Genomic DNA, 12,875 nt, shown 5'->3' on the forward strand with positions numbered 1-12,875 from the left:
CGTTTACTCCGCAAGACGCTCTGCGACCCGCAGCACCGAACTGCGGGACCGGGTGTTTTCATTGACCTCGTGGTCGGAAGGCTTGAGCGCCTTGCCGATCGACTTCAGCTTGCGACCACCGGCAAGCTGGGCTTCAGTCAGGGGGATGCCGTGGGGTACTTCAGGACCTTTCTCGTGCTTGCGAATGAAATGTTTCACCAGCCGATCTTCCAGAGAGTGGAAGCTGATGACGGAGAGACGGCCGTGAGGAGCCAGCACGTCCAGCGCGCCGTTGAGGGCGGTTTCGATCTCGTCCAGCTCGCTGTTGATATAGATGCGGATGGCCTGGAAGCTGCGGGTCGCCGCGTGCTTGCCCTTCTCCTTGCTCGGGTTGACCCGGGAAATCATCTCCGCCAGTTGGCGGGTGCGCACATAGGGCTCGGTCACCCGATCGTGTACGATGGCGCGAGCAATCTTCTTGGCGAAGCGCTCCTCACCGAAGGTTTTCAGCACCCAGGCGATGTCGTCCACATCGGCACGGGCCAGCCACTCGGCGGCGCTCTGACCGGAGGTGGGATCCATCCTCATGTCGAGCGGGCCGTCCTTCATGAAGCTGAAGCCACGTTCGGCATCGTCAAGCTGGGGGGAGGAGACACCGAGATCCAGCAGGAAGCCATCGACCTTGCCCAGCAGGCCGCGCTCGGTCAGATAGCGGGTGATGCCGGAGAAGGGACCGTGCACGATCTCGAAACGGGGATCCTGGATCTTGGCCGCCTCGGCAATGGCCTGGGGATCCCGGTCGATGGCGATCAGACGGCCGTTCGGGCCCAGATGCTGGAGAATGAGACGAGAGTGACCACCCCGGCCAAAGGTACCGTCGACGTAGATACCGTCCGGCTTGATGGCCAGCCCTTCGACGGCTTCGTGCAACAGCACTGTGATGTGTTCAGCGGCTTGGGTCATTTATAAAGAAAAATCCTGTAGTCGTGGTGAACTTGCCCAGTCGTCCTCGGGCAGGCCCAGGATGTCGTCGTTGATCTGTTGTTGCCAGCGGGCTTCATCCCACAGCTCGAATTTGTTGAGCTGGCCCACCAGCATGACTTTCTTGTCCAGCCCGGCATGGCTGCGCAGCGGCTGGCTGAGCAGCAGACGGCCATTGCCATCCAGTTCGCATTCGGCCGCGTGGCCGAGCAGCAGACGCTGCAGGCGGCGTTCCGCCGGGTTGGTGCTGGAAAGGGTCTTCAGCTTGCGCTCCACCTCTTCCCATTCATTCAGGGGATAAAGCAGCAGACAGGGATGGGCGATGTCGATGGTGCAGACCAGCTGGCCGTCGCATTCGTCGCGCAGCCAATCACGAAATTTGGTCGGAATCGCCAACCGCCCCTTGCTGTCCAGGCTGATGGCGTGAGCGCCACGCAACAAATTGCAGTCCCCGAAGGTGAGTTATGGGGGCTAGATGCCCAATAAAACCACTTTGATCCACTTTTCTCCACCATGAAGTTTAAGGACGAGCAGGGGGCTTTTCAAGCAAGGATCTCGGGCATGGGGAACATATTGACGCAGCGTGATGAGACTACCGATTAAATGAATTGATTTTCCACAAGTTATTTGTGTTACCCGCAACTCGATTAATTTTCAGCAATTAAAAAACTGACAAATTGCACGAATAAACATCAGCCATGCAGGCCGCGCTTCTCCAGCGCCATCACGATATTCAGAACATGGAAAAATTCCACATAACAGATTGATATAAAATACATTTGTTAAACATAGCTAGCCCAACAGTAAATATCACGAGTCAACCGAGGCAGTACTTTATGGTTAATAAAAAGAGCCTTGCGATAAATCGCAAGGCTCTTCAGGAAAGAGGTCGGAGTCGGCCTGTAAGCCGGGTTCTGTACCGGGTTGCCCCGGGTAGCAATCATTCCTCTAGGCCAGCAATCGCTCACTGGCTCAAGCAACCTACCCGCCCCCAACGCGGGCCGCGCCAATAGGGGCCTATTTGGTCTTGCTTCGGGTGGAGTTTACCGTGCCACGAACTGTTGCCAGTCGCGCGGTGCGCTCTTACCGCACCCTTTCACCCTTACCTGATCCCTTGCGGGCCATCGGCGGTCTGCTCTCTGTTGCACTGGTCGTAGGCTCGCGCCCCCCAGGCGTTACCTGGCACCCTGCCCTATGAAGCCCGGACTTTCCTCTCCTCCGCCCGTCTGTCCCGAGGGACACAACGACGAAGCAGCGATTGCCCAGCCAACTCCGAGGCGCGGATTATAGCCTCGTGAAGCGGACGGGGTAAACCGGCAATTCCCGATTACGGCAATTAATGATGCTCGAGACCGTACTTGTAGAGGGCATTCTTCTTCACCCCGTGGATCTCGGCGGTGAGGGCCGCCGCCTTCTTGAGCGGCAGCTCGGCCACCAGCAGCCCCAGGGTGCGGATCGCCTCCGCCGGCAGCTCCTCTTCTTCCTTGCTGGCCCCCGCCACCACCAGCACGATCTCGCCGCGGCAGCGGTTATCGTCCTCTCCGAGCCAGGCCAGCATCTCGGAGGCGGGCAGCCCGTGAATGGACTCGAAGGTCTTGGTCAGCTCGCGGCACACCACTACCTGGCGCTCCCCCAGGATGCGGGCGATGGCCTCCACCGTCTCCTGCACCCGGCGCGGAGACTCATAGAACACCAGGGAGCGGGTGTCTTCGATGACGGCTTGCAGGCGATCATCCCGCCCCTTGGCCTTGGCGGGCAGAAAACCCTCGAAGGCGAAGCGGTCGGTGGGCAGGCCGGCCGCCGAGAGCGCCGTGATGGCGGCGCAGGGGCCGGGCAGCGGCACCACCTTGACCCCGGCCTCGCGACAACGGGTGACCAGATGATAGCCGGGGTCGCTGATGAGGGGCGTGCCCGCATCGGAGACCAGGGCCACGCTCTTGCCCTCCTTGATCCGGCCGATCAGCACGTCCGCCTTCTGCTGCTCGTTGTGATCGTGCAAGGCGAAGGTCGGCACCGAGATCTGGTAGTGGCCGAGCAGGATGCCGGTGTGCCGGGTATCCTCGGCGGCCACCAGATCGACGCGGCGCAGAGTGTCCAATGCTCGCTGGGTGATATCCGCCAGATTGCCGATGGGGGTGGGGACTATATACAGGGTTGGGATGTCACTCATGGGATCTCCGAGCGTCCCGACAATTGTGTCGCCATATTGGCCCGTTTACACTATGGAGAATTTCAACACTGGTCGGGGAATGAACTTGAACCGGGTTACAAAGCAGCTAAGTGTATCACGACTCTTCGGCATCCTACTCGCGGCAGTCCTGCTCGCCGCCTGTGCGTCGGAGCCCAATCAATCTTCCGGACAACCCGGCATGCCGTCAGCCTTCTCGGATCTGACCAAGAATGCCCAGTGGTATCTGGAGCAGGTGGATCCCGCCAAACCGGCAGAGGCCTTCGTGTGGCAGATGATGGCGGCGCGCAGCTATCTGGCGCTCGGCCAGGCCAAACCGGCTGCCGCCCTGTATCAGCAGTTGCAGAAGCAGGCGAAGAGCCCGGAGCAGCAGGCGCAGTTGCAACTGCTGCAGGCACACCTGCTGCTCGCCCAGGGCAACGCCAACCAGGCGCTGATCCTGCTGGAAGGCAAGCCGGATGTGGTGCTGGATGCCGATACCCAGAAGGACTGGTACCGCCAGCGTGTGGTGCTGCAGCTCGACATCAACAACAAGTTTGGTGCGGCCAAGTCGCTGATCCTGCTGGAACCTTATCTGGCCAAGAATGAGCTGGCCACCAATCACCAGCAGATCTGGTCACTGCTGAAAAGCATGACCCCCTCCACCCTGCAGGCGCTCGAAGAGGAGCCAGCTCCCGATGTGACCACCGGCTGGCTGCGTCTTGCGGCGCTGGTGAACGAATTCGGGGCACAGCCGAGCCAGCTGGCCCGCCAGCTTGCCGGCTGGAAGCAGAGCTTCCCTAACCACCCTGCCCAGAGCGACATGCCTGCCGGCCTTGGGGATCTCGCTATCACGGACAACGGTTCGCTGCAGCAGATCGCCGTCTTCCTGCCGCTCTCCGGCAACCTGGAAGCCCAGGGCGCCGCCATCCGCAACGGCATGTTGATGTCCTACAAGGAAAATCAGAGCCAGTTCACCCTGAACTTCTATGATACCCAGGGCAAGGCGATGGGGGACCTCTACAAGCAGGCCATTCAGGAAGGGGCCAACATGATCATCGGCCCCCTGCTCAAGGATCAGGTGGAGGAGCTGCTCAAGTCGAATCCGACCGTGCCGGTGCTGGCGCTCAACGAGCTGGACAAGCCGATCGTCAACGACAACACCTTCTATTTCTCACTCTCCGCCGCTGCCGATGCGAGCCAGGCGGCCCAGTACCTCTATGGTCAGGGCTACCGCAAGCCGCTGCTGATCGCGGCACAAGGCCGGATTGGCTACAGCAGTATCAAGGCGTTTGAGCAGGCCTGGGCCGGCGTCAGCCAGGAGAAGCCCGTGGTTGCCACCTTCGGGGCGCGCAACGAAGTGCAGGGCATGGTCAAGAACGCTCTGAGCGGCCGTTCCACCGCACGAGCCGGGGAGATTGTCCAGCTGTCTGATGCCGCGCCGCGCAGCATCGACGCCGTCTATGTGGTGGCCAACAGCCTGGAGACCCGGATGATCAAGCCCTATGTGGACATCTCGGTCAATCCCATGGGCAGCCTGCCCATCTACAGCAGCTCGCGGGGATACGACGGCGGGACGACCGAGGTGGCATCCGAGCTCAACGGCATGCATATCTCCGACATGCCACTGCTGCTGGGTGGCTTCGAGACGCAGCGTGAACAGATTGCCCTGCTCTGGCCCCAGACCCAGGGCGACCTGCTGCGCCTGTTCGCCCTCGGCTACGATGCCGTCAGCCTGGCAGGCAACCTGCCGCAAATGCGCAAGGTCAATGCCATGCAGCAACCCGGCATGAGCGGCCAGCTGAGCGTGGATCCCCAGGGCAACATAGTGCGCATGCTGGACTGGGCCACCTACCAGAATGGCAAGCTGGTCAGCGACAGCGCCGCCCCCCAGCTGGAGGATGCGACTCATGAAGAGGCTACTGACACAACTTCACCAGCAGTGGTTGAACCTGTTGCCGTCGGCAGCGACGAGCAAGGGACAACACTTTGAGCAAATAGCGGAACGCTGGTTGCAGGCCCGCGGCCTGCAACCCGTGACCCGCAACTACCGCTGCCGTGGCGGCGAGATCGATCTCATCATGCGCCAGGGGGAGACCCTGGTGTTCGTTGAAGTGAGATATCGCGCCAACGCCACTCATGGCGGTGCCGCCAGCTCGGTCACCCGGCGCAAGCAGCACAAGATCGTGCTGGCCGCGCGCCACTATTTCAAGCAACATGCCATCAATGAGGCCAACCAGGCCTGTCGATTCGATGTGATCGCGTTCGAGGGCGACCAGCCGGACTGGATCCAGAACGCGTTTTAAGAGGACCCCATGACTGATCCCATCAAAGAGAATTACACCGAGAGCATCCAGACCAAGATAGCTGCCGCCGAAGCACTGCCGGATGCCATCCATACGGCAGCCCAGATGCTGACCATCTGCCTGCTCAATGGCCACAAGGTGATGGCATGTGGCAATGGTCCCTCCTCGGCATTGGCACAGCTGTTCATTTCCGAACTGGTGAACTGCTATGAAACGCCTCGCCCGTCCCTGCCCGGTCTCGCCCTGACGCCCGACATGGCGACCATCAGCGCCATCGCCACGGATCACGGTTTCGAAGAGGTCTATGCCAAACAGATACGTGCTCTGGGACAACCAGGCGACATCCTGGTGGTCATCACCACGACAGGCAACAGCCGCAGCCTCATCAAGGCTGCGGAGGCCGCCCTCTCCCGCGACATGACCATCATTGTTCTCGGTGGCGGAGACGGGGGAGAGATCGCCGGTCTGCTGGGCCCCAATGACGTGGAGATCCGCGTTCCTTCCGCTCGCCGTCCTCGTATTCTGGAAGTGAACCTGTTGACCCTGCACTGTCTCTGTGATCTCATCGACCAGACACTTTTCCCGCAACAGGAAGACTGAAACCATGAAGAAGCCTATTCTCGCTCTTGTCCTGCTGACCGGCGTCCTGCTGCTGCAAGGCTGTGCTGCCGTGGTGGTCGGTGGCGCGGCTGGCACCGCCAAGGCGAGCGGCGATCGCCGCACCCTGGGTGCCCAGTGGGACGATCAGACCATAGAGCTGAAAGCCGCCAACCTGTTGGCCGACAACAAGCCCCTGAGCGCCGCCAGCAAGATCAGTGTCTACAGCAACAACGGCCGTGTGCTGCTGGTGGGTCAGACACCCTCTGACGCTTACAAACAGGAAGCGGGCAGAATCGTGAGCCGGATTGAAGGGGTTCGCCATGTCTACAACGAGCTGCGCCTTGGCAAACCAGTCAGTATCGGCGTGCGCAGCAATGACACCTGGATCACCTCCAAGGTGCGGGCCGACATGCTGGGCACCAAGAACTTCGATAGCGCCAAGGTGAAGGTTGTCACCGAGAATGGCGAGGTGTTCCTCATTGGGTTGGTCACTCGCCAGGAAGGGGATCAGGCCGTGGAAATCGCCCGCCACGTCAGCGGCGTTAAGCAGGTGATCAAAGCCTTCGAGTTTGCCCAGAATTGACCATCTGGCAGGATGAAAAAACGCAGCCTTCAGGCTGCGTTTTTTATTTGATGACTTTCAGGGTCGGGCGACCGCTCGGGCGCGGTGGTTCCGGCTCGGGGTCAACCGACGTGGGTGACTGTGCCTGTTCCAGCCAGAGGTCATACCCGGGCTCCGGCGGGAACAGGGTCCCCACTCCGTTCTCCCTGGCATGGATGGCCAGTACGGCCGCCATGGGGATATAGACCTGCTGCGATACGCCACCGAAACGGGCGCTGAAGCTGACAGCGTCATTGTCCATGTGGAACTGGCCCACGGCCCGGGGGGCTATGTTCAGAACAATCTGGCCATCCTGCACGAACTGCATCGGTACCATCACATGGGGAATGTTGGCATTGACCACCAGATGGGGTGTCAGATCGTTATCCAGCAACCAGTCAAAAAACGCCCGCAGCAGATACGGGCGACTGGGTGTCATTGTCGGTTCCATGCTCATACGCCGGCACGGATCTCGCGCTCGGCCTCGGTCAGGGAAGCCTGGAAGGATTCACGCTCGAACAGGCGTACCATGTAAGCCTTCAGCTCTTTGGCGCCACGGCCGGTGAAATCGATGCCCAGGCTCGGCAGACGCCACAGCAACGGCGCCATGTAGCAGTCGACCAGACCGAACTCTTCGCTCATGAAATAGGGCATCTCGCCGAAGATGGGGGCGATGGCCAGCAGGTTGTCACGCAGCTCGGCACGGGCGGCTTCGGTATCGGTGCCCGCCATGATCTTGTCGGCCAGAGAGTACCAGTCCAGCTCGATGCGGTGCATCATCAGACGGCTGTTGCCGCGCGCGACCGGATAAACCGGCATCAGGGGCGGATGCGGGAAACGCTCGTCCAGATACTCCATGATGATGCGCGAGGTGTACAACGCCAGCTCGCGATCCACCAGAGTCGGTACAGTGTTGTACGGGTTCAGCTCGGCCAGCTCATCCGGCAGGTTGGCAGGATCAACCTGGCAGATATCCACGCTAACACCCTTCTCCGCCAGGACAATACGCACCTGATGGCTGAACATATCGTTGGCACCGGAAAACAGCGTCATTACCGAACGCTTATTGGCAGCTACAGCCATTGAACCCTCCCGTCATTAAAAAGCAGAAACGGCAATGAAGCATGTCTGTCTTCATTGCCGTGCGTCATATTACTCCGATCTGGTCGCTTAGTGAACGTCGCGCCAGAATTCCTTCTTCAACAGCACAGTGAAGATGAAGAAGATAGCGATGAATCCGAGTACCCAGAAGCCCATGCGTTCGCGCTCCTGCTGCACCGGCTCAGCCGAGTAGACCAAGAAGTTTACCAGATCCAGTACCGTCTGATCATATTCTTCGTTGTTCATTTCACCGTTGCCGTCAGATTTGATGCTGACGACTTGCTGCATCTCCACGCCATCCAGGGTGTGCGTCTCGAACTCGGCGCGGGGCGTCCCCTGCAACGGCTCCAGCACATGGGGCATACCCACGGACGGGAAGACGGCGTTGTTCACCCCGAATGGACGGGTTTCGTCCACGTAGAAGGAACGCAGATAGGTGTAGATCCAGTCTGCACCACGCACCCGGGCAACCAGGGTCAGGTCGGGGGGCGGCGCACCGAACCAGCGAGCAGCATCCTTCTCGGACATGGTGCTCTTCATCAGATCGCCGATCTTGGCGCCGGTGAAGACCAGGTTCTCCTTCATCAGATCGTCCGGAATACCGATGTCGGCCGCCACCCGGTTATAACGCTGGTACTGGGTGGAGTGACAGCCGGCACAGTAATTCATGAAGGTGGCGGCCCCCCGTTGCAGGGATGCCTTGTCACTCAGATCGTACTCCGCCTTGTCGAGGGGGAAGCCACCGCCAGAGGCCAACACCAGACCAGGCAGCAGGGCCAGCACTGCAAAAATTATTCTTTTCATTTGAATGTCACCCTCTCCGGCAGCGGCTTGGTGTTCTCATTCTTGCTGTAGAAGAACAACAGGACGAAGAATCCGAAATAACCCAGAGTACAGAGTTGTGCAATCAGCGTCAGGGTCGGGGTTGATGGCAGCACGCCCAGCACCCCCAGGATAATGAAGCAGACCACGAACTGGGCGATGTTCAGCTTGTGCAGGGTGCTGCGGTAACGCACCGAGCGCACCTTGCAGCGATCCAGCCAGGGCAACAGGAACAGCACCACGATGGAGAGGCCCATCATGATGACCCCCAGCAGCTTGTCCGGCACCGCACGCAGGATGGCGTAGAAGGGGGTGAAGTACCAGACCGGAGCGATATGCGCCGGTGTCTTCAGGCCGTTGGCCACCTCAAAGTTCGGTTTCTCGAGGAAATAGCCCCACATGTCCGGCTTGAAGAAGATGATGGCACAGAAGAAGAACAGGAAACCGGCTACCCCGATCATGTCCTTCACGGTGAAGTAGGGGTGGAATGCGACCGCATCCAGTGGCCAGCCGTTCTCGTCCTTGTGCTTCTTGATGTCGATACCATCGGGGTTGTTGGAGCCCACCTCGTGCAGCGCCAGGATATGCATGGCCACCAGCATCACCAGCACCAGCGGCAGAGCGATGACGTGCAGGGCAAAGAAGCGGTTCAGGGTTGCACCCGAGATGACATAGTCCCCCCGGATCCACAGGGTCAGATCGTCACCGATAACGGGGATGGCACCGAACAGCGAGATGATGACTTGGGCCCCCCAGAACGACATCTGCCCCCAGGGCAGCAGGTAACCCATGAAGGCCTCGGCCATCAGTACCAGGAAGATCAGCATGCCGAAGATCCACAGCAGTTCCCGTGGCTTCTGGTAAGAGCCGTAGATCATGCCGCGGAACATGTGCAGGTAGACCACGATGAAGAAGGCGGATGCCCCGGTTGAGTGCATGTAACGCAGCAGCCAGCCGTAATCCACATCCCGCATGATGTATTCCACGGAAGCGAAGGCACCTTCCGCCGAGGGGTTGTAGTTCATGGTCAGCCAGATGCCGGTGATGATCTGGTTGACCAGCACCAACATGGCAAGCGAGCCGAAGAAGTACCAGAAGTTCAGGTTCTTGGGCGCCGGATACTTGGCCATATGGTCGTTGTACATGGCCGTGAGCGGGAAACGATCATCGATCCAGCCCATGAGTTTGGCAAACATGGTCAGGCCTCCTTGCCATCGGCACCGACCAGAATGGTGGTGTCGCTAAGAAATTGGTATGGCGGAATGACCAGGTTCAGCGGTGCGGGGACGCCCTGGAACACTCGACCAGCCATGTCGAATTTGGAGCCATGGCAGGGGCAGAAGAAGCCGGAAGTTACCCCTTGAACCTGCTCGCCGAAGCTGTCGGGCAGATAGGAAGGGGAGCATCCCAGATGAGTGCAGATGCCAACGGCCACGAAGATTTCCGGTTTGATGGATCTGTAGCCATTGTGGGCATAGTCCGGTTGCTGTGGCTCGTCTGACGCAGGATCCCGCAGCTTGTCATCGTGTGCAGCCAGAGCATCCAGCGTCTGCTTGGTACGCTTCACCACCCAGACCGGTTTACCACGCCACTCGACGCGGATTAGCTGACCCGGCTCCAGCTTGCTGATATCCACTTCAACCGGGGCGCCTGCCGCCTTGGCTTTGGCACTCGGATTCCATGACTTAATAAACGGCACTGCGGTAAAAGCAGCTCCTACACCGCCAACGGCAACCGTTGACCAGGTAAGAAATCTGCGGCGACCGGTATCAACTGGCGCATTGCTCATCCAAAAACTCTCCCATGTGGACTCCGCTCATTCTTATAGTGTCCCTGTTTACTTCTCCTCTCCCTCTGACAACTGCAATGGAAGCGGAGTGGCAATTGACACAGAAAGACCATGGAAATTTTAAAGAAAAGATAACAATTTGACAAGAAAGGGAGTCGATGGGCAAAAACAATAAATACACAATTTTTTGTCTTTTGTGACGTATGCTTAGCATTGTCACATGTAACATTACCAATAAAAAAAGCCTGGCAAATTGCCAGGCTTTTTTGACACTCCTGAGAGTGCGTACCAAAAGCGAATTAACGCTTGGAGTACTGCGGACGCTTACGCGCTTTGTGCAGACCGACTTTCTTACGCTCAACCTTACGGGCATCACGAGTAACAAAGCCAGCTTTACGCAGTTCGGAACGCAGGGTCTCGTCGTACTGCATCAGAGCACGAGTGATACCGTGGCGGATCGCACCAGCTTGACCGGAGATGCCACCACCGTTAACGGTGATGTACAGATCCAGTTTCTCGGTCATCTCGACCAGTTCCAGCGGCTGACGAACTACCATGCGGGCAGTCGGACGGCCGAAGTATTGCTCCAGGGAGCGCTGGTTGATTACGATTTTACCGCTACCCGCTTTGATGAATACGCGAGCAGTGGAGCTTTTGCGACGGCCGGTACCGTAGTATTGATTTTCTGCCATGTTGCCAGTTCCCGTTAGATATCCAGTACTTGAGGTTGCTGAGCAGCATGAGCGTGCTCTGCGCCTGCGTAAACTTTCAGCTTACGGAACATGGCACGGCCCAGCGGGCCCTTCGGCAGCATGCCCTTGACGGCAGCTTCGATTACCATTTCCGGCTTACGCTGAATCAGCTTGTCGAAGCTGATGGACTTGATACCACCCGGGAAACCGGAGTGAGCGTGGTACATTTTGTCGGTAAATTTCTTACCGGTTACGTGTACCTTCTCAGCGTTTACAACGATGATGTAGTCACCGGTGTCAACGTGCGGAGTGTACTCGGCTTTGTGCTTACCACGCAGACGAGCAGCGATCTCGGTTGCGATACGACCCAGAGTTTTACCTTCTGCGTCCACAATGTACCAGTCACGTTTTACGGTTTCTGGCTTGGCAACGAAAGTTTTCATTAAGTTAAACCCAATTACCTGTTACAGACCCAATTGCTTATGGGGGCTCTCCCACAAACAACAAACGATGGCCTACCTGTACCCCTTCGAATACAAGTAAAGCTTAAAGTGTTGCTGTCTTATCGACAGCTGTAACGTGGGCCGGGCGATTATAAGTGAAGTTGCCTTAAATATCACCTGCTAATTTCACTGCCATGAAGCTAGCAAATGTCGCCCGGCCCTACCTGCCGCAGATGCCCATCCGACTGGCAGGCGCGGTATTGTGACTAAGGAAGGTGCACTCTGGCAAGGTATTCGTGCGATTGCATCTCCTGAAGCCGTGAAAGGCAACGCTTGAATTCGAAATTCAGCAAGCCTTCGCCATAGAGCCCGGTCATGGGGACCGCCGCCGATATGATGAGCTTGACGTGCCGCTCATAAAACTCGTCCACCATGGCGATGAAGCGGCGGGCCGCGTCATCCGTGCCGCTGCCCATGGGTTGCACATTGGCCAGCAGGACGGTGTGGAACTCACGGGCCAGTTCGATGTAGTCGCCCTGGGACCGTGGAGTACAGCACAGCTGTTCAAACTCCATATAAAGCACCCCTTCCCCCACGCCCAGTGCACTCAGTTGGCGATGATTGACTTCCAGTGCGGCGGCAGTCACCGGCCCAGTCCCGGTCAACTGGCTGAAATAACGATCCAGGTTGCTCCTGGCCTGATCATCCAGCGGGAAGTGATAGATCTCTGCCTGTTCCAGGGTTCGCAACCGGTAATCGACACCGCCATCGACATTGATCACCTCGCAGTGGCGCTCGATAAGCGCGATGGCAGGCAGGAAGCGAGCACGCTGCAACCCGTTGCGGTAGAGATCCTGAGGGGGGATGTTGGATGTGGCCACCAGCACCACGCCATGGCCAAAGAGTTCCTGGAACAGAGTGCCGAGCAGCATGGCATCCGTGATATCCGAGACGAAAAACTCGTCGAAGCAGATGACGTCGGTCTCATCGGCCAGCTTGCGAGCGATCAGCTTGAGCGGATCGGACTGACCGGTCAGCCCTTTGAGCTCATAGTGCACCCGGTGCATGAAACGGTGGAAGTGGATGCGCAGTTTGCGCTCCCCCGGCAGGCTCTCAAAAAAAGTATCCATCAGCCAGGTCTTGCCTCTGCCCACACCGCCCCACATATATAACCCCTGGACGGGGTCACGGGTTTTCGGCTTTTGCAGCCAACCCAGCAGGCCACGGGATCTGGTCGGAGTCGGGCTTGCGCACAGATCCTGATAGAGTCGCTCCAGGCGGGCGACTGCCATGGCCTGGGCCGGATCGGCCACAAAGCCGGGGCGCTGCAAATCCTGCTGATATTTTTGCTGCGGGGTCATCCTGTAAACCGCCTCCAAGTCCCTGAATGAGGG

The 12,875-nt window shown here is 58.6% G+C and carries 15 protein-coding genes and 1 other RNA gene; 4 read left to right on the forward strand and 12 right to left on the reverse strand.

What is annotated here, in order from left to right; all coding sequences use genetic code 11:
* Positions 1-3: 3 nt before the first annotated feature.
* The 4 genes from rsmH to rsmI all read right to left on the reverse strand — a co-directional run bounded on the left by rsmH (position 4) and on the right by rsmI (position 3,130).
* The gene (rsmH, locus tag PG896_RS00870; RefSeq protein WP_109421765.1) at positions 4-942 is read right to left on the reverse strand and encodes a 16S rRNA (cytosine(1402)-N(4))-methyltransferase RsmH; all 939 of its coding nucleotides are present in this window, start codon (positions 940-942) and stop codon (positions 4-6) included.
* Complete coding sequence (mraZ, locus tag PG896_RS00875; protein WP_039040489.1) at positions 943-1,401, reverse strand: division/cell wall cluster transcriptional repressor MraZ; 459 nt, start codon at positions 1,399-1,401, stop codon at positions 943-945.
* Positions 1,402-1,847: 446 nt separating this feature from the next.
* Positions 1,848-2,234, reverse strand: an RNA gene (gene rnpB / locus PG896_RS00880) — RNase P RNA component class A.
* Positions 2,235-2,296: 62 nt separating this feature from the next.
* Positions 2,297-3,130 carry a 16S rRNA (cytidine(1402)-2'-O)-methyltransferase gene (gene rsmI / locus PG896_RS00885; RefSeq protein WP_270835303.1) on the reverse strand — a complete coding sequence of 278 codons (834 nt, stop codon included), beginning with the start codon at positions 3,128-3,130 and terminating at the stop codon, positions 2,297-2,299.
* Positions 3,131-3,329: 199 nt separating this feature from the next.
* On the opposite strand from rsmI, the gene PG896_RS00890 reads away from it, so the two are divergent.
* From PG896_RS00890 to dolP, 4 genes are read left to right on the forward strand one after another with little or no spacing between them, the layout of a single operon-like run.
* Entirely contained in the window at positions 3,330-5,120 is a 1,791-nt protein-coding gene (locus PG896_RS00890; protein ID WP_223952598.1) for a penicillin-binding protein activator, read from the forward strand.
* Complete coding sequence (locus tag PG896_RS00895) at positions 5,038-5,433, forward strand: YraN family protein (protein ID WP_080770042.1); 396 nt, start codon at positions 5,038-5,040, stop codon at positions 5,431-5,433. The genes PG896_RS00890 and PG896_RS00895 overlap by 83 nt, the downstream gene beginning before the upstream one ends.
* A gap of 9 nt (positions 5,434-5,442) precedes the next feature.
* The gene (locus PG896_RS00900; protein WP_010675848.1) at positions 5,443-6,033 is read left to right on the forward strand and encodes a D-sedoheptulose-7-phosphate isomerase; all 591 of its coding nucleotides are present in this window, start codon (positions 5,443-5,445) and stop codon (positions 6,031-6,033) included.
* A 4-nt stretch (positions 6,034-6,037) separates the two neighbouring features.
* A complete protein-coding gene (gene dolP, locus PG896_RS00905) occupies positions 6,038-6,616 on the forward strand; it encodes a division/outer membrane stress-associated lipid-binding lipoprotein (protein ID WP_103858098.1) in 579 nt (192 codons plus the stop codon).
* Positions 6,617-6,659: 43 nt separating this feature from the next.
* Here dolP and PG896_RS00910 read toward each other — a convergent pair whose 3' ends face one another.
* The 8 genes from PG896_RS00910 to zapE all read right to left on the reverse strand — a co-directional run bounded on the left by PG896_RS00910 (position 6,660) and on the right by zapE (position 12,842).
* Positions 6,660-7,091: a ClpXP protease specificity-enhancing factor gene (locus tag PG896_RS00910; RefSeq protein ID WP_185367287.1), complete on the reverse strand. Its 432-nt coding sequence runs from the start codon at positions 7,089-7,091 to the stop codon at positions 6,660-6,662.
* A complete protein-coding gene (gene sspA / locus PG896_RS00915; RefSeq protein ID WP_039040485.1) occupies positions 7,088-7,717 on the reverse strand; it encodes a stringent starvation protein SspA in 630 nt (209 codons plus the stop codon). The genes PG896_RS00910 and sspA overlap by 4 nt, the downstream gene beginning before the upstream one ends.
* A gap of 87 nt (positions 7,718-7,804) precedes the next feature.
* A complete protein-coding gene (locus tag PG896_RS00920; RefSeq protein ID WP_201872170.1) occupies positions 7,805-8,539 on the reverse strand; it encodes a cytochrome c1 in 735 nt (244 codons plus the stop codon).
* A complete protein-coding gene (locus PG896_RS00925) occupies positions 8,536-9,753 on the reverse strand; it encodes a cytochrome b (protein ID WP_010675853.1) in 1,218 nt (405 codons plus the stop codon). Before PG896_RS00925 ends, PG896_RS00920 begins: the two co-directional genes overlap by 4 nt.
* A 2-nt stretch (positions 9,754-9,755) precedes the next feature.
* Complete coding sequence (gene petA, locus PG896_RS00930; RefSeq protein WP_010675854.1) at positions 9,756-10,346, reverse strand: ubiquinol-cytochrome c reductase iron-sulfur subunit; 591 nt, start codon at positions 10,344-10,346, stop codon at positions 9,756-9,758.
* Positions 10,347-10,645: 299 nt separating this feature from the next.
* The gene (gene rpsI, locus PG896_RS00935) at positions 10,646-11,038 is read right to left on the reverse strand and encodes a 30S ribosomal protein S9 (protein ID WP_005336286.1); all 393 of its coding nucleotides are present in this window, start codon (positions 11,036-11,038) and stop codon (positions 10,646-10,648) included.
* A 14-nt stretch (positions 11,039-11,052) separates the two neighbouring features.
* Entirely contained in the window at positions 11,053-11,481 is a 429-nt protein-coding gene (rplM, locus tag PG896_RS00940; RefSeq protein ID WP_005336289.1) for a 50S ribosomal protein L13, read from the reverse strand.
* A gap of 266 nt (positions 11,482-11,747) precedes the next feature.
* Positions 11,748-12,842, reverse strand: coding sequence for a cell division protein ZapE (zapE, locus tag PG896_RS00945; protein WP_262512580.1), 1,095 nt, complete (start codon positions 12,840-12,842; stop codon positions 11,748-11,750).
* Between the last annotated feature and the right edge of the window lie 33 nt (positions 12,843-12,875).

It is taken from the genome of Aeromonas sp. QDB30 (assembly GCF_027707645.1).
Classification (GTDB): domain Bacteria; phylum Pseudomonadota; class Gammaproteobacteria; order Enterobacterales; family Aeromonadaceae; genus Aeromonas; species Aeromonas caviae.